Genomic DNA, 16195 nt, shown 5'->3' with positions numbered 1-16195 from the left:
ATCGCAAGTAAATTTTAGGGAGGACAGGCATGAAGAACCGATGGATGATATTTTTCTCTGGAATTATTACGGTTAAAATAAGTGGAAAAGGTCTTGAGCGATTATTAAATACATTAATCCGAAATGGTCTGTCTATTTGGCAGGTTAGGCGTCAAGGTGTTGAATCCATCACATTTAAAATGAAATTAAGCGATGTAAAGGCATTTAGAAAGTATGTAAGAGGCAGCGGTTGTAAAGTGAAATTCTTTAAAAGAGAGGGATTTCCTTTCCTGCTGATAAGACTTCTACATAATAGCGGCTTTCTTATAGGTGCCATTCTATTTTTCTTTGTCATTCTAATCCTGTCCAACATGATTTGGGGCATACAAATAAAAGGGGCAGAGCCTGCCACTGAATATAAGATTCAAAAAGAATTAGATAAAATGGGAGTCAAGGTCGGCAAGCTGCAATTCTTCGTTGATAATGTTGAGGGGATACAGCGCCAATTAACAAATAATGTGGAGGAAATTACGTGGGTCGGTGTTGAATTGCAAGGGACAACCTATCATCTTCAGGTTGTCGAGAAAAACGAACCAAAACCGCCTGAATATTTAAGTCCGCAGAATCTAATTGCAAAGAAAAAGGCTGTTATTGTGGACATGTTTGTTGAAGAAGGGCAGGCAGTAGTGGATATTCATGATAGTGTGGAGGAAGGACAGCTGCTTGTTTCAGGATTGATTGGGAAAGAAGGTCAAAATGTACAAGTTCCGGCTAAAGGTGAAGTACTGGGAGAAACATGGTACCGATCCGATGTTGAGCTTCCTTTAAAAAGTACCTTTCAGGTTTTTAATGGAAATGAGAAAAGAAAATACTATTTGGAAGTTGCTAATTTTCGTATTCCTATTTGGGGGTTTGGCAAAATTGAATATAAGAATTATGAGACAGAAGCCACTGAAAAAACGATTCAATTTATAAAGTGGAAGCTTCCATTGTCATTTATTAGCGAAACTCATCGCGACAAAGAGGAGGAAACAAGAATATATTCGAAAGAAGAAGCCTTTCAAGTTGCAAAAGAAATGGCTAAATTAGATATAAAAAATCGTTTATCTGAGGATGCTAAGATAAAAGGAGAAAAAATTTTGCGCCAATCATTAGACAATGGTAAAGTATCCTTATCAATACATTTCCAAATAATCGAAAATATAGCAGAAGGACAACCAATTATCCAAGGAGAGTCAGAATGACAGAAGATTTAAAAACGATGAATGTTCAATTAAAGAATTCTAATGAAGCAGTAACCTTAATTGGGAATGCAGATGCGAATCTTAAAGTCTTAGAGCAAGAACTCGATGTGTCAATCGTTACTAGAGGTGAGACTGTTTATGTTTCCGGTAACCTTGAACATGTTGAACTGGTAAGCAATATCCTTGAAGCTTTATTGTATGTAATTCGAAAGGGAATCACTATTAGTCAACGGGATGTTACTTATGCCATACAGATGGCGAAGAAAGGGACACTAGATTATTTTAAAGATTTATTCGAAGAAGAAATCGCCAAAAACGCAAAAGGAAAATCAATTCGAGTAAAAACAATTGGACAGCGTTATTATATTACAGCGATGAAGAAAAAGGATCTTGTTTTCGGTATTGGTCCAGCAGGAACTGGTAAAACCTATTTAGCTGTAGTTATGGCTATCAATGCTCTAAAAAGCGGACAAGTAAAAAGAATTATCCTAACTCGGCCTGCAGTAGAGGCCGGTGAAAGCTTAGGTTTCCTGCCAGGTGATTTAAAAGAAAAAGTGGATCCATATTTAAGACCGCTTTATGATGCGTTACATGATGTTCTTGGCACTGAGCATACGCAAAGATTAATGGAGCGCGGAATAATTGAAATTGCTCCCCTTGCCTATATGAGGGGAAGAACACTTGATGATGCCTACGTGATTCTAGATGAGGCTCAAAATACAACAATGGCTCAAATGAAAATGTTCTTAACACGTCTCGGCTTTGGTTCAAAAATGGTGATTACCGGTGATAAAACACAGATTGATCTTCCGAAAGGCGTGACTTCAGGGCTGAAGATTGCTGAAGAAGTACTACAGGATATTTCAGGTATGCAATTTATTTATCTTGAACAAAGCGATGTTGTTCGTCACCCGCTTGTTGCAAAAATCATACAAGCATATGAAACGAAAGAATAACATTGTTATCATGAAAGCCCATTTGTCAACCTGCCGTTCGGATAACCGGACGGCTATTTTTTCCACTTTGTAGGCAATAAAATATTGAAAATAGCTTACAATAGGATAATAATGGATAAAATGATGAATAATTCCATTGTTGTTCTTGTATGATTTTTAGAAAAAGGTGAAAGAGGAGTAAAAAACTGTTATCATTTTTACATAGTCATAGATAATAATGGATCCCGATTGAATTAGTGTATATGTATGCAAAGGAGGAGCAAAGAAGACAATGCAGCAGTACTTAATCAAAATCAGAAGTCTATTAAATATGAAGTTTTTCCGGATCCTCTTGTTTGTATTACTGGGTGTTGTCCTTTATATATCTATGTACAGCAATGTTAAACCTGAGAAGTTAGATATTCGTTTATTTTCGATAGCTAATCAGACAATACGATCACCTATAACAATTGAGGATAAAGAGAGCACTGAGGCGAAGAAAAAAGAAGCACAAGAGCAGGTTCAGGATGTTTATGTGTTAAATAAGTCCATTTCGGAGAATCGTATTGATTTGATTACATCTATATTTGATTCTGCGCTTGAAGTAAACAGTGAAATAAAGAAGGAGCAAAAGGCAGGGGTGCTGGATGAAGAAAATCCTCCTTCGAAGGATGAAAAATTAAAGAGGGTAAAGGATAAGTTAACGGCTGATGTTACAAAGGATATACCAGATTCTGTGCTAACCAGTCTTGTTATGTCTACAAGAGATGAATTAATTATTGCAAGGGATCTATCCATAACGGCTATCAATATGATTATGAATAATCGGATACCGACACATGAAGTGGAAAATGCAAAGAAAAAGCTTGAAGAAGAATTGAAATATACAGACTTAAATCTTGAGTTAAAAAATGCTGTTATCCAGCTTGGCAGGTATGCTATTATACCCAATGAGTTCTATGATCCGGAAGCAACGGAGGAAATGCGCCAGCAGGCAGTAGAAAATGTTGAACCAGTTAAAATATTAGAAGGTCAAATCATCGTTGAAGAAAACCAATTGATTAATCGAGATGTTTATCGACAATTAGATCTTGCTGGGATGCTTGATAATAATCGCTCAAACGCACCTTTTATTGGTTTAGCTCTTCTTATTATGGTTTTCTTAACCGTATTATATTTTTACTTTTATCATTTAGAGGATAAAAAGGAACAAAAGCAAACGTATTTGCTGCTTTTCAGTATGATTTTTTTGCTCTCTATTTTTCTTATGAAGATGGTGAGCTTACTACATGTTCTTGAGTTCTCTGATATTGCCTTTATTTTCCCTGCAGCAATGGGTGCGTTAATGATTAAAATATTAATCGATGAAAGACTGGCAATCGTCGTCACAATGATTTTGGCCATTTGTGGAAGCGTTATGTTCAATGAGGGTGTAACAGGCTCTCTGAATACGTCAATTGGTATCTACATCCTGTGCAGCGGTCTAGCGGGTATCATATTTTTAAGCAATCAACGCCGCTCTAACATCTTTAAGGCAGGATTATTTGTTGCCGTTGCAAATGTAGTGGTGATCCTATCACTTGTGTTTTTAAGAAATGGACAATATGATCTACAGGATTATATCATAACGGTCGTAATTGGCTTGATTTCCGGTATTTTATCTGCAGTCCTGACAATTGGCTTGCTTCCATTCTTTGAAGCGGGTTTCGGAATATTGTCAACGATGAGATTAATCGAGCTTTCGAATCCGAATCATCCTTTATTAAAAAAAATCCTTACCGAAACACCGGGAACGTACCACCACAGTGTAATGGTTGCAAATCTGGCTGAAAGTGCTTGTGAGACAATTGGCGCAAATGGTTTACTTGCAAGGGTAGGTGCCTATTATCATGATATCGGTAAGACAAAAAGACCTCAGTTTTTTATCGAAAATCAGCTGAATATTGAAAACCCACATGACCGAATCCAGCCAAATATGAGCAAAAATATTATTATTGCTCATGCAACAGATGGTGCTGAAATGCTAAGGGCCTATCATATGCCAAAGGAAATCATTGATATTGCTGAACAGCATCATGGCACAACCTTATTAAAGTATTTTTATTATAAGGTAAAGCAAAGTGGTGCAGAGGTAAATGAAGAGGACTATCGGTATCCGGGGCCGAAAGCTCAGACGAAGGAATCAGCTATTGTTGGAATTGCTGACAGTGTAGAGGCTGCTGTACGTTCCATGTCACAGCCGACCCCTGAACAAATTGAAGAACTTGTTAGGAAAATCATTGCTGACAGACTCCAGGATAACCAGCTTAATGAATGTGATTTAACACTGAAGGAGTTGGATAAGGTGGCTAATGCTCTATGTGAGACACTTAAAGGCATCTTCCACTCAAGGATTGAATATCCAGAAATGACAAAGCAGAAGGTGAAGCATGCATGAGTATCATGATTGATTTTATTGATGAAACAAATGAATTATCTGAAAAAGAACAGGATTTGGTCGAGAAACTACTCGCTTTCGCAGCTGAAAAGGAAAATGTTGGAGAGAACAGTGAGTTATCCGTTACGTTTGTCACAAACGACCGGATACAGGAAATTAACCGTGAATATAGAGATAAGGATCGTCCAACAGATGTCATTTCATTTGCGATGGAGGAGCTTGGTGAAGGAGAGATTCCATTAGTCGGGGGAGATATGCCGCGAGTCCTGGGTGATATCATTATTTCATTAGCGAAGGCTAGAGAGCAGGCAGATGAATATGGGCACTCCTTTATCAGGGAACTTGGTTTTCTAGCTGTACATGGTTTTCTGCATCTCCTAGGGTATGATCATGAAACAGAAGATGATGAGAAGAAAATGTTTTCAAGACAAAAGGATCTTTTGGATGAATTCGGACTTCAACGGTAGAAGAAGAGGGGGGCTAGTGCGTTCATTCGCTTTTGCCATTGAAGGAATTATTCATGCAATCAAATTTGAACGAAATATAAAAATTCATATGGTAGTGGCACTCGTCGTCGTCTTTCTTGGATTCCTTTACAATATTTCAAGCTTGGAGTGGCTGCTGATTATTTTGGCAATTGGCGGGATGCTTTCTTTTGAGCTGATGAATACAGCCGTTGAGAGAGTTGTCGATTTAGTCACTTCCAAGGACCACCCGCTTGCAAAACAAGCAAAGGATATTGCTGCCGGAGCGGTATTTATCTATGCTGTTATGTCAGTTGTAGTAGGCGGCATCATTTTTTTACCAAAGATGTTCTAATGCGGGCTAACGAACGAGCATTTGATTCGTATCCCGCGTTTTTGTGTGTCAAGAAGTGAGTGACGTAGAATAATAATATTTTTAGAAAATTCAAATTTATTAACAGTGAATTCCTGATAAACAATGAAATTTTAAATTAAATAGGGTAAAATAAAAAGAAGCGATGGTCTTCAAGAGAAAGGTTGATTCAGGTGAAGATTGAAGAAATAATTGCTGAAGCGTTAAAAGCAAAGGGTTTTATTGAGGATTTACAGTCAGGAGCATTTTCATCGGAGGACATACATGAATAAAGAAATGAAAGAACCAGTTTTTAAATCAGGATTTATATCCATCATTGGAAGACCGAATGTAGGAAAGTCCACTTTTATTAATCGAGTTATCGGTCAAAAGATAGCCATTATGAGCGATAAACCGCAGACAACAAGGAATAAGGTCCAAGGTGTTCTAACTACGAATGATACACAATACATTTTTATTGATACACCGGGAATCCATAAGCCGAAGCACAAATTAGGCGACTTTATGATGAAGGTAGCTCAGAATACGCTGAAGGAAGTAGACCTCATCCTCTTTATGGTAAATGCAGAAGAAGGCTTTGGCCGCGGCGAGGAATTTATTTTAGAGAAATTCCAAACTGTAAAAACTCCTATATTTTTAATTATCAATAAAATTGATCGCATTCATCCTGACAAGCTTTTAACAGTGATTGAATCATATAAGGAAAAATACCATTTTGCTGAAATTATTCCGATTTCAGCTCTTGAAGGAAATAATGTCGAGACATTATTAGAACAGGTGAAAAAATATCTTCCTGAAGGTCCGATGTATTATCCGGCCGATCAAGTAACAGACCATCCAGAAAGATTTATTGTGGCTGAGCTCATCAGGGAAAAGGCTTTGCATCTCACAAGAGAAGAGATTCCGCATTCGCTTGCTGTCGTAATTGAAAAAATGGAGCGAAGACAGGATCAGGAAATGGTTCACGTAATGGCGACAATCATCATTGAACGAGATTCACAAAAGGGTATTATCATTGGTAAGCAAGGTAAGATGTTGAAAGAGATTGGTAAACGAGCTAGAGCTGATATTGAAAACTTACTTGGGTCCAAGGTGTTCTTAGAATTATGGGTAAAGGTACAAAAGGACTGGCGGAATAAGGCGTCGCAGCTGCGTGACTACGGATTTCGGGAAGATGAGTATTAAGTGAGCCCTAACTAAATTATTAAAAAGTTACATGGATTATTCATCCATTTGATTTACAAAATTTTCGTCTAATGATTTTGCGTAAGATAGGCAACTATAAATGTAAGGATTGGAATAAATGAATAATAGCTAGTCCAACAATTGAAAGGTGGGATTTCAATGTTAGATTTTACTTGGAAGGTTTTTTCACAAACAGGTAATATTGACACATATCTTCTTTTTAAGGAGCTAGAAAAGGAGAACCAAGAAATACCCGGAAGTCAGGACGAAGAGCTAGTTGAATTAGATTTTCCAATTATGTAGGTTTGTCTCATTACTGGGATGGTGTGGTGTACAGATGCTGCAAAAATGCGAAGGGATTATCCTTCGAACAACCGATTATGGTGAAACAAATAAAATTGTGACTCTCTATACACGTGAATGGGGAAAAATAGGCGTGATGGCAAATGGAGCTAAGAAACCAAAAAGCAGGCTGGCTGCCATCACCCAGCCTTTTACATATGGATATTTTTTAGTACAGAAGGGTCACGGACTTGGAAGTTTGCAGCAGGGTGAAATGATTGCTTCTTTACGGTCTATCAAAGAAGATATTTTTCTAACGGCCTATGCTAGTTTTATTGTTGAATTAACGGATAAATGTACAGAGGACAAAAAGACAAATCCCTATTTATTTGAGCTTTTGTACCAAGTTTTGAATTATATTAATGAAGGATATGACCCTGACATCATTAAGAATATCTATGAAATGAAAATGTTGAACAGCTTGGGTCTGTATCCAACTTTAAATCATTGCGTGGTATGTGGCAGCAAGGAAGGAAAGTTTTCTTTTTCTATAAGAGAAGGAGGAATTCTTTGTCATCGGTGTCTTGAAAAGGATCCCTACCATTTACCCATTTCTGCATCTACAGTAAAGCTGCTCTTAACCTTTTATTATTTGGACATAAGCCGTTTAGGTAATATCTCAGTTAAGCCGGAAACAAAAATTGAACTTAAGAGAGTCATTGACAGTTATTATGATGAATATTCAGGCTTATACCTGAAATCGAAAAAATTTCTTGATCAGCTTGATCGTTTGAAAGTTGACAACTGATTTTGTTTCAGCTATCATTCTTCTTAGAAAATCATTACAAATACATTGCTATGAGGGAAAGGAGTACTTAACTCTTGTCTATTTAAGCGAATTCGGGACAGTGCAAGCCGGATATAGATGGTTAAGGAAGGGCATTCCTGAGCGATATGAATGTGTCTGCTGACACGAATAAAAGTGGCTTGCCAAAGGTGAGCAAATAGGGTGGAACCGCGGGTAAAACTCTCGTCCCTATGCTATTTCCAGCATAGAGACGGGAGTTTTTTGTGTTGGAAAAAGGAAATCAGTAGTATTAATTTTTTGGAGGTGTCCAATGAATATTCAAAACATGATTTTAACGTTGCAAAAGCATTGGTCTGAACAGGGATGTATTTTAATGCAGGCGTATGATACTGAAAAGGGTGCAGGAACAATGAGCCCTTACACATTCCTGCGTGCGATTGGTCCGGAGCCATGGAATGTAGCCTATGTGGAACCGTCACGCCGTCCGGCGGATGGTCGATATGGCGAAAATCCCAATCGTCTTTATCAGCACCATCAATTTCAAGTCATTATGAAGCCTTCGCCTGACAATATTCAAGAGCTCTATTTAGATTCTTTAAAGGCACTAGGCATTGACCCATTACAGCATGATATCCGTTTTGTTGAGGATAACTGGGAAAATCCTTCACTTGGCTGTGCAGGATTAGGCTGGGAGGTTTGGCTTGATGGGATGGAAATTACACAATTTACTTATTTCCAGCAAGTAGGAGGCCTTGACTGCAAGCCTGTTTCTGTAGAAATTACCTATGGAATCGAACGTTTAGCATCCTACATACAAGATAAGGAAAATGTATTTGATCTTGAATGGACTGATGGGTTTACGGTTCGTGATATATTTGGTCAGCCGGAGTATGAGCATTCTAAATATACATTTGAAACATCTGATCAAGAGATGCTATTTAATTTATTTACTATTTATGAAAAAGAAGCACATCGACAAATGGAAGAGGGACTGGTTCACCCGGCATATGATTATGTGCTAAAGTGCTCACATACATTTAATTTACTTGATGCGAGAGGTGCTATTTCTGTTACTGAAAGAACCGGTTATTTAGCGCGCTGCCGTAGTCTTGCTCGTAAAATTGCTAAAACCTTTTATGAAGAACGTGAAAAGCTTGGTTTTCCAATCTTAAAGGTAAAGGAGGAAAAAGCCCGTGGCTAAAGATATTTTGCTTGAAATTGGTTTAGAAGAAATGCCGGCTCGTTTTGTAACAAATTCTATGAACCAACTGGCTGATAAAGTACGATCATGGCTAGAAGGAAAGCAAATCCAATTTAAAGAACTACGAGCATTCTCAACGCCTCGCCGTTTAACGGTTCTTGTGAAGGAGGCAGCTGAAACGCAGAAGGATATCCATGAGGAAGCAAAGGGACCAGCGAAAAAGATTGCCCAAAATGAAGCAGGCGAATGGACAAAAGCGGCAATTGGATTCAGCCGCGGTCAAGGAATGACGGTTGAGGATATTTATTTTAAGGAAATAAATGGAGTAGAGTATGCGCATGTCAAAAAATTTGTCGAAGGACAGGAGACATTTACATTACTCCCTGAATTAAAGGACATTATTGTCAGCTTATCCTTTCCAAAAAACATGCGCTGGGCAGATAATGAGCTCCGCTATATAAGACCAATTAAATGGATCGCAGCTTTATTTGGACAAGAGGTAATTCCATTTGCAATTACCAATGTGGAGACAGCTAGACATAGTAAGGGGCACCGTTTTCTTGGAAGCGAGCTTGAATTTACCGAGCCTGCTGACTATGAAATCGAAATGGGCAAGCAATATGTAATGGTTGATCCGGTAAAACGGAAACATACCATCCTTGAGCAATTGAAAAAGCTTGAAGAAGAAAACGGCTGGGACATCCCGGTTGATCAGGAACTTCTCGAAGAGGTTAATAATCTCGTAGAGTATCCTACTGCATTATATGGAAAGTTTGAGGAAGAATTCTTAGAGCTGCCTGAAGAAGTGTTGATTACGTCAATGAAGGAACATCAACGCTATTTTCCGGTTAAATCCAAAACAGGAGAGCTTCTACCGTATTTTGTGACTGTTCGAAATGGTGGAGCAGAGTTTTTGGAAAACGTGGCAAGAGGAAATGAAAAAGTGCTTCGTGCAAGACTTTCGGATGCAGCATTCTTCTACCGAGAAGATCAAAAAATGGAAATTGATCACGCATTAACTAAATTGAAGTCCATTGTTTACCATGAGGAAATTGGAACATTAGCAGAAAAAGTTGCGCGCGTGCGCCGTTTGACTACTATTTTAAGCGATAAGCTTCATTTTTCAGCTGATGAAAAAGCATATGCTGATCGTGCTGCTGAAATTTGCAAGTTTGATTTAGTAAGCAATATGGTATATGAATTTCCTGAATTACAAGGCTTTATGGGAGAAAAATATGCTCGTCAAAAAGGTGAAGCAGAAGCTGTCTCACATGCTATTAACGAACATTATATGCCTCGTAATGCAGATGATGATGTGCCGTCAACGGAAATTGGAGCAGTGCTTTCTATCGCCGAAAAGGTGGACACCATTTCATCCTTCTTTGTGATTGGCTCCATTCCAAGTGGGTCACAGGATCCGTATGCATTGAGAAGGCAAGCGACTGGAATTGTTCAAATCCTTCTTCAAAAAAATTGGCAAATTAATCTTGAGGAAATATTATCACAGTCATTATCCTTACTTGAAGCTGACGGAGTATTAAAAGCAGAACTTGAAACGATCAAGCAGGAACTAATCTCGTTCTTTAAACTTCGCTTGAAACATCTGCTGCAGGAAAAAGGAATCCGTTATGATTTAATTGATGCAGTACTTGGTAATGAAATTGGCGTAGTGAGCTCGCTTATCACAAGAGCTCAGGTTCTTGAGGAGAAGAGAACAGATGCTGATTTTAAAGAAAATATGGAAGCTTTAAGCAGGGTATTAAATATTGCTGCTAAGGCTGAAGTGATTGGTGAAATTCAAGAAAGCTTGTTCGAAAATAATGATGAACATAAATTATATGAGAAATATCTGGCTGTAAAGGCACAATTAGACAGAAGTATTGCAGAGGATGAATACTTTGATTCACTTGTTTCGTTAAGACCTGAGATTAATCAATATTTTGATCATACGATGGTTATGGCTGACAATGAAGAAGTTAAACATAATCGCCTCAATCAAATGGCGAAGCTTGCGCAGCTGATTAAAAAGTTCGCAAATGTTAATGAAATAATTGTGAAGTAATAGATTCCCTTTTTTTGGACAATGATATGGACAAAAGAGCCTTTTGTATTGGCTCTTTTGTCATTTTACATTTATCTAATAATTGTAACCTTTCATGTGAATAGGATTGATAGCTTTTCATTTTCGAAAAATAGTATATAATAATTATGTAATAGTATAACATTATTCATGATTAATTGGGCATGTTAGGTGGTGTGAACAATAGAACTGAACAAACGTCAAGAACAAATATTAGAAATTGTGAAAGAAAATGGTCCGATAACAGGAGAACATATTGCTGATCAGTTAAATCTAACGAGAGCAACCTTAAGACCAGATCTTGCCATCTTAACTATGGCTGGTTATTTAGATGCAAGACCACGTGTGGGATATTTTTATACTGGGAAAACAGGTGTCCAGCTTCTAACGGAGAATTTACAAAAGTTATACGTGAAAGATTACCAATCCATTCCCGTTGTGATCAATGAGAGTGTTTCCGTATATGATGCGATTGTAACGATGTTTTTAGAAGACGTAGGAACATTATTTGTTGTGGACCAGCATTCATTACTAGTTGGGGTATTATCAAGGAAGGATTTATTAAGAGCAAGTCTTGGAAAGCAGGAATTATCAAGTCTTCCGGTAAATATCATTATGACAAGAATGCCTAATATTGCCATGTGCTTACGTGAAGATCACTTAATTGAGGTGGCGAAAAAACTAATTGAAAGGCAGATCGATGCCATGCCAGTTGTGAAAGAGGCAGACAATGGCTTTGAAGTAATCGGTAGAATAACAAAAACAAATATTGCCAAAGCATTAGTTGCTTTAGCAGAGGATCGGTAGGCTATACTATATATGACTGATATAAAGAGGGGATGAAAAATGGATGAGCAAGATGCCGGTCATCTATGTGGTATCAGACTCAGTGGGAGAAACGGCTGAACTCGTCACAAAAGCTGCACTTAGCCAATTTAGCGGCAGTGATAATATTATTAAACGTTTTCCATTTGTGGAAGATGAATCAAATGTTGACGATGTTATTTCTTTAACCAAATATGAGAATGGTATGATCGTGTTTACACTTGTCAGACCGGAAATTCGAAAGTATATGCGAGAGTCTGCAGAAAAGGCAGGAATTGTGGCCTATGATATTTTTGGTCCACTGATCGATCAAATACAAAGATTGACTGGAAAGACACCTTTATTTGAGCCAGGTCTTATTCATAAACTGGATGAGGAGTATTTTAAAAAGGTAGAAGCAATTGAGTTTGCCGTTAAATATGATGATGGAAGGGATCCTAGAGGGATTATGAAAGCAGATTTAGTTCTTGTTGGCGTTTCAAGAACCTCAAAGACCCCTTTATCACAATATTTAGCACACAGAAGAATAAAAGTGGCAAATGTCCCCATCGTTCCAGAGGTTGACCCTCCTGATGAATTATTTAAGATTTCTCCAACGAAATGTTTTGGATTAAAGATTAGTCCGGATAAATTAAACGGAATACGCAAAGAACGGTTACGGTCTTTGGGCTTAAATGATAATGCAACATATGCAAATATGGATAGAATCAAGGAAGAACTACAATACTTTGAAAATCTTGTAGACAGAATTGGCTGTCCTGTAATTGATGTAACAAATAAAGCGGTAGAAGAAACAGCTAATATTATTCATCATCTGTTTCAAAAAAATAATATTTCTGAGTAGCACATACAGCTTATGTGCTATTTTTTATTTTTTTAAGTTTTTTATAAAAAAACTAATGCAATTATCAACCTTTTATACTATAATAAAAAATTGTGATAAAAATGTATCAATTTTAGGTTTAGACTTTCACTTAGAGGAATAAACTATTTAGGGTGAGAAGTCAAGTCTGCTGTCTTAAAAATTTCGACAAGTTATCATTAGAAAAGTTATTCCACTAAAGAAGGAATATGCAGAGTGATGTAGAATAATTAGTACATTAGGTAAACCAGCAATTCTAATTGACGCTGATTATTGTCCTGTTAAACAAGTAATTGTCGAAATCATCCATCTTGGCAAAAGCTCGAAGAAGAGGTATTCATGAAAAAAATCCAAAAAATCATATGCAATTTAGGATTTATTCTAGTTCATGAAAGAATTATCGAAGATTTTGTCTAAATTTGCAGGAATTTAATAATTTTTGACGAATACCTCATAAAGTAAACGGAGGTGTTCACATGTCAGATCGAATTGCCGAAGATAAGCTTAATCAGATTAGGCAGGCATCAGATATTGTGGATGTCATCAGTGAGTTTGTACAGCTAAAAAAGCAGGGTCGAAATTATATAGGTCTCTGTCCTTTTCATAATGAAAATTCTCCATCCTTTTCTGTTTCAGTCGATAAACAAGTGTATCATTGCTTTGGCTGCGGTGCAGGAGGAAATGTATTTTCTTTTTTAATGCAAATTGAAGGTCTTTCTTTTCAAGAAGCTGCAGTAAAACTTGCACAAAATGCAAATATTGAAGTTGGAACGCACATATCTACATCAAGCAAAACTGATCAGCTTTCCCCTGAAGGCAAGCAAATGATTGAAGCACATAATTTATTATGTAAATTTTATCATCATTTGCTAGTAAACACAAAGGAAGGTCAGCATGCGCTGGAGTATTTGCTCGCGAGAGGCTTTACTCATGAATCGATTGATAAGTTTCAAATTGGATATGCACTTGATTCATGGGACTTTGTTTATAAATTCTTAACTAATAAGAATTTTCAACCCGCATTAATGGAAAAGGCAGGGCTCATTATTAAAAGAGAGCAGGATGGAAGCTATTTTGACCGCTTTCGGGATCGAATTATGTTTCCTATCTCTAACAGATATGGTGAAACGATTGCTTTTTCTGGGAGGTCATTAGGGGCACAGTCGCCCAAATATTTAAATAGTCCCGAGACAGCAATCTTTAATAAAAGTAAAATTTTATATAACTACCATCTGGCAAGACCTACAATGAGAAAGCTGCAGCAAGCCATTTTGTTTGAAGGGTTCGCAGACGTCATTGCTGCGGATCGATCTGGCGTTGAAAACGGTATAGCCACGATGGGAACATCTTTAACTGAAGAGCATGTATCTATTTTAAAGAAAAATGTTCAAACCGTAACCATTTGCTATGATTCAGATTCTGCTGGAATTGAGGCTGCGTTCAGGGCAGGCAATATGCTTCATGGACAGAATTTGCAAGTGAATGTAGCCATAATGCCGGATGGAATGGATCCTGATGATTACGTAAAAAGGTACGGGGAAGAAAAATTCCGAAATGATATCATTCATTCAAGCATGACCTTAATGGGCTTCAAAATGCTCTATTACCGCAAAGGTAGAAACCTGCAAAATGAAGGAGATCGCCTCCTTTATATCGAAAAAGTATTAGAGGAAGTCAGTCGTCTTGAGAACCCTGTTGAAAAAGATCTTTATATACGACAGCTGTCTGATGAATTTAATCTTTCTCTCGAGGCGTTGAAAGAGCAGGAAGGGCAGTATTCTAAGAATACCTCTCAAACGGAGCAAAAGCAGAAGCAGCAGCAAAACAGGGATATTCAACAGCCGCCAGTCTTACAAAGGAAAGTAGAGAGAATAAAGCCTGCTTACCATAATGCGGAAAGATTTCTGATTGCACATATGCTGCGAAGTATTGATGTAACCTATAAGGTGCAAGAACTGATGAAAGGAAATACCTTTAATATTGATGAACACCAGGCAATCATAACCTATTTATATGGTTTTTATGAAAAAAATCATCAGCCTGATCTTAATTCATTTTTGGATTATATCAATGATGAGAAGCTGAGGAGAATTATTGTTGATATTGAGATGATGTCAATAAATGAAGAGATTTCTGATCAGGAATTAAATGATTATATCAAACAGGTGTTGAAATATCAAAAAATGTTAAAGATAAAGGAAAAAGAGGCTGAACTGAGAGAAGCAGACCGTCAAAAGGATATTAATAGGGCTGTCGCTCTTTTAGCAGAAATTCAACAAATACGTAAAACTTTATAATGGTTTCTTTGATTTTTGGAAGGAGGGGGACAAATGGCTGAAAAATCGGCTCGTTCAAAAGAGGTTGAATCAGAATTGACCCTAGAGCAGGTGAAAGAACAGTTAACATTATTAGGAAAAAAGACAGGTGTCCTTGCCTATGATGATATCGCAGAAAAATTGGCGTCCTTTGAATTAGATTCTCATCAAATGGATGAATTTTATGAACTCCTTGGTGACAATGGTGTAGAGCTTGTTGGTGACAGCGAGGAAGAAGACCCTAATGTTAAGGATTTATCAAAAAATGAAGAAGAGTTTGATTTAAATGATTTAAGTGTTCCCCCTGGAGTTAAAATAAATGACCCTGTACGTATGTATTTAAAGGAAATAGGCCGTGTTGACCTTTTATCTGCTGAGGAAGAAGTAAATTTAGCACTCCGGATTGAACAGGGTGATGAAGAAGCAAAGAGGCGGTTAGCGGAAGCGAATCTTCGTCTTGTAGTTAGTATTGCCAAAAGATATGTTGGTCGTGGCATGTTGTTCTTAGATCTAATCCAAGAAGGAAATATGGGCTTAATTAAGGCTGTAGAAAAATTTGATTACCGAAAAGGGTTTAAATTCAGTACGTATGCAACCTGGTGGATTCGCCAAGCTATTACAAGAGCAATCGCTGATCAGGCCAGAACAATCCGGATTCCGGTTCACATGGTAGAAACAATCAATAAGCTTGTTCGTGTACAAAGGCAGCTGCTGCAGGACCTAGGCCGCGAACCAACACCAGAAGAAATTGGTGAAGATATGGATCTGCCACCAGAAAAGGTAAGAGAAATCTTGAAAATCGCTCAAGAGCCTGTTTCGCTTGAAACACCAATTGGTGAAGAAGATGATTCGCATCTTGGAGATTTTATTGAAGATCATGAAGCGACATCACCATCAGAACATGCAGCATATGAATTATTAAAAGAACAGCTGGAAGATGTATTGGATACGTTGACAGATCGTGAAGAAAATGTATTACGTCTTCGATTTGGACTTGATGATGGCCGGACACGTACACTTGAAGAAGTAGGAAAGGTATTTGGCGTTACACGTGAACGAATTCGTCAAATTGAAGCAAAAGCATTAAGAAAGCTAAGACATCCTAGCCGAAGCAAAAGATTGAAAGACTTTTTAGAATAGGCTAGCCATAAAATAGTTTACTTCTTACAATAGAAGTGAACTATTTTTTTTTGCAAAAGAAAATC

The 16195-nt window shown here is 37.5% G+C and carries 14 protein-coding genes and 1 other annotated feature; all 14 genes read left to right on the top strand.

What is annotated here, in order from left to right:
• Nucleotides 1-29: 29 nt before the first annotated feature.
• Nucleotides 30-1223: a sporulation protein YqfD gene (gene yqfD / locus ACHUFV_RS07755; RefSeq protein ID WP_394233007.1), complete on the top strand. Its 1194-nt coding sequence runs from the start codon at nucleotides 30-32 to the stop codon at nucleotides 1221-1223.
• Entirely contained in the window at nucleotides 1220-2179 is a 960-nt protein-coding gene (locus ACHUFV_RS07750) for a PhoH family protein (protein WP_394233006.1), read from the top strand. Before yqfD ends, ACHUFV_RS07750 begins: the two co-directional genes overlap by 4 nt.
• Nucleotides 2180-2450: 271 nt before the next feature.
• Nucleotides 2451-4595, top strand: a complete 2145-nt coding sequence (locus ACHUFV_RS07745; RefSeq protein WP_394233005.1) for an HD family phosphohydrolase — start codon at nucleotides 2451-2453, stop codon at nucleotides 4593-4595.
• Nucleotides 4592-5062 carry an rRNA maturation RNase YbeY gene (gene ybeY / locus ACHUFV_RS07740; protein WP_394233004.1) on the top strand — a complete coding sequence of 157 codons (471 nt, stop codon included), beginning with the start codon at nucleotides 4592-4594 and terminating at the stop codon, nucleotides 5060-5062. The genes ACHUFV_RS07745 and ybeY overlap by 4 nt, the downstream gene beginning before the upstream one ends.
• A 16-nt stretch (nucleotides 5063-5078) precedes the next feature.
• Nucleotides 5079-5414, top strand: coding sequence for a diacylglycerol kinase family protein (locus ACHUFV_RS07735; protein ID WP_394233003.1), 336 nt, complete (start codon nucleotides 5079-5081; stop codon nucleotides 5412-5414).
• A 282-nt stretch (nucleotides 5415-5696) separates the two neighbouring features.
• On the top strand, nucleotides 5697-6617 hold the full coding sequence (gene era, locus ACHUFV_RS07730) for a GTPase Era (protein ID WP_394233002.1): 921 nt from the start codon (nucleotides 5697-5699) through the stop codon (nucleotides 6615-6617).
• Nucleotides 6618-6776: 159 nt separating this feature from the next.
• Entirely contained in the window at nucleotides 6777-6920 is a 144-nt protein-coding gene (locus tag ACHUFV_RS07725) for a YqzL family protein (RefSeq protein WP_150439994.1), read from the top strand.
• 34 nt (nucleotides 6921-6954) lie between these two features.
• Nucleotides 6955-7707, top strand: a complete 753-nt coding sequence (recO, locus tag ACHUFV_RS07720; protein ID WP_394233001.1) for a DNA repair protein RecO — start codon at nucleotides 6955-6957, stop codon at nucleotides 7705-7707.
• Between the two features lie 41 nt (nucleotides 7708-7748).
• Nucleotides 7749-7940 (top strand) — a binding site (T-box leader).
• Between the two features lie 77 nt (nucleotides 7941-8017).
• Nucleotides 8018-8908 carry a glycine--tRNA ligase subunit alpha gene (glyQ, locus tag ACHUFV_RS07715; protein ID WP_394233000.1) on the top strand — a complete coding sequence of 297 codons (891 nt, stop codon included), beginning with the start codon at nucleotides 8018-8020 and terminating at the stop codon, nucleotides 8906-8908.
• A 31-nt stretch (nucleotides 8909-8939) separates the two neighbouring features.
• Nucleotides 8940-10970, top strand: coding sequence for a glycine--tRNA ligase subunit beta (glyS, locus tag ACHUFV_RS07710; protein WP_394233430.1), 2031 nt, complete (start codon nucleotides 8940-8942; stop codon nucleotides 10968-10970).
• Nucleotides 10971-11171: 201 nt separating this feature from the next.
• Complete coding sequence (locus ACHUFV_RS07705; protein WP_394233428.1) at nucleotides 11172-11795, top strand: helix-turn-helix transcriptional regulator; 624 nt, start codon at nucleotides 11172-11174, stop codon at nucleotides 11793-11795.
• A gap of 43 nt (nucleotides 11796-11838) precedes the next feature.
• Nucleotides 11839-12657, top strand: a complete 819-nt coding sequence (locus ACHUFV_RS07700) for a pyruvate, water dikinase regulatory protein (protein ID WP_394232999.1) — start codon at nucleotides 11839-11841, stop codon at nucleotides 12655-12657.
• Nucleotides 12658-13151: 494 nt separating this feature from the next.
• A complete protein-coding gene (gene dnaG / locus ACHUFV_RS07695; RefSeq protein WP_394232998.1) occupies nucleotides 13152-14972 on the top strand; it encodes a DNA primase in 1821 nt (606 codons plus the stop codon).
• A 33-nt stretch (nucleotides 14973-15005) separates the two neighbouring features.
• The gene (gene rpoD, locus ACHUFV_RS07690; protein WP_394232997.1) at nucleotides 15006-16130 is read left to right on the top strand and encodes an RNA polymerase sigma factor RpoD; all 1125 of its coding nucleotides are present in this window, start codon (nucleotides 15006-15008) and stop codon (nucleotides 16128-16130) included.
• Nucleotides 16131-16195: the final 65 nt, after the last annotated feature.

Source organism: Niallia oryzisoli, assembly GCF_043641075.1.
Classification (GTDB): domain Bacteria; phylum Bacillota; class Bacilli; order Bacillales; family Cytobacillaceae; genus Bacillus_BD; species Bacillus_BD oryzisoli_A.
This window is presented reverse-complemented; position numbering and strand designations above follow the sequence as displayed.

Excerpts from the sequence above, each read along its gene's own strand:
- yqfD (WP_394233007.1), top strand. The coding sequence starts at position 30 with ATGAAGAACCGATGGATGATATTTTTCTCTGGAATTATTACGGTTAAA.
- ACHUFV_RS07750 (WP_394233006.1), top strand. The coding sequence starts at position 1,220 with ATGACAGAAGATTTAAAAACGATGAATGTTCAATTAAAGAATTCTAAT.
- ACHUFV_RS07745 (WP_394233005.1), top strand. The coding sequence starts at position 2,451 with ATGCAGCAGTACTTAATCAAAATCAGAAGTCTATTAAATATGAAGTTT.
- ybeY (WP_394233004.1), top strand. The coding sequence starts at position 4,592 with ATGAGTATCATGATTGATTTTATTGATGAAACAAATGAATTATCTGAA.
- era (WP_394233002.1), top strand. The coding sequence starts at position 5,697 with ATGAATAAAGAAATGAAAGAACCAGTTTTTAAATCAGGATTTATATCC.
- ACHUFV_RS07725 (WP_150439994.1), top strand. The coding sequence starts at position 6,777 with ATGTTAGATTTTACTTGGAAGGTTTTTTCACAAACAGGTAATATTGAC.
- recO (WP_394233001.1), top strand. The coding sequence starts at position 6,955 with ATGCTGCAAAAATGCGAAGGGATTATCCTTCGAACAACCGATTATGGT.
- glyQ (WP_394233000.1), top strand. The coding sequence starts at position 8,018 with ATGAATATTCAAAACATGATTTTAACGTTGCAAAAGCATTGGTCTGAA.
- glyS (WP_394233430.1), top strand. The coding sequence starts at position 8,940 with ATGCCGGCTCGTTTTGTAACAAATTCTATGAACCAACTGGCTGATAAA.
- ACHUFV_RS07700 (WP_394232999.1), top strand. The coding sequence starts at position 11,839 with ATGAGCAAGATGCCGGTCATCTATGTGGTATCAGACTCAGTGGGAGAA.
- dnaG (WP_394232998.1), top strand. The coding sequence starts at position 13,152 with ATGTCAGATCGAATTGCCGAAGATAAGCTTAATCAGATTAGGCAGGCA.
- rpoD (WP_394232997.1), top strand. The coding sequence starts at position 15,006 with ATGGCTGAAAAATCGGCTCGTTCAAAAGAGGTTGAATCAGAATTGACC.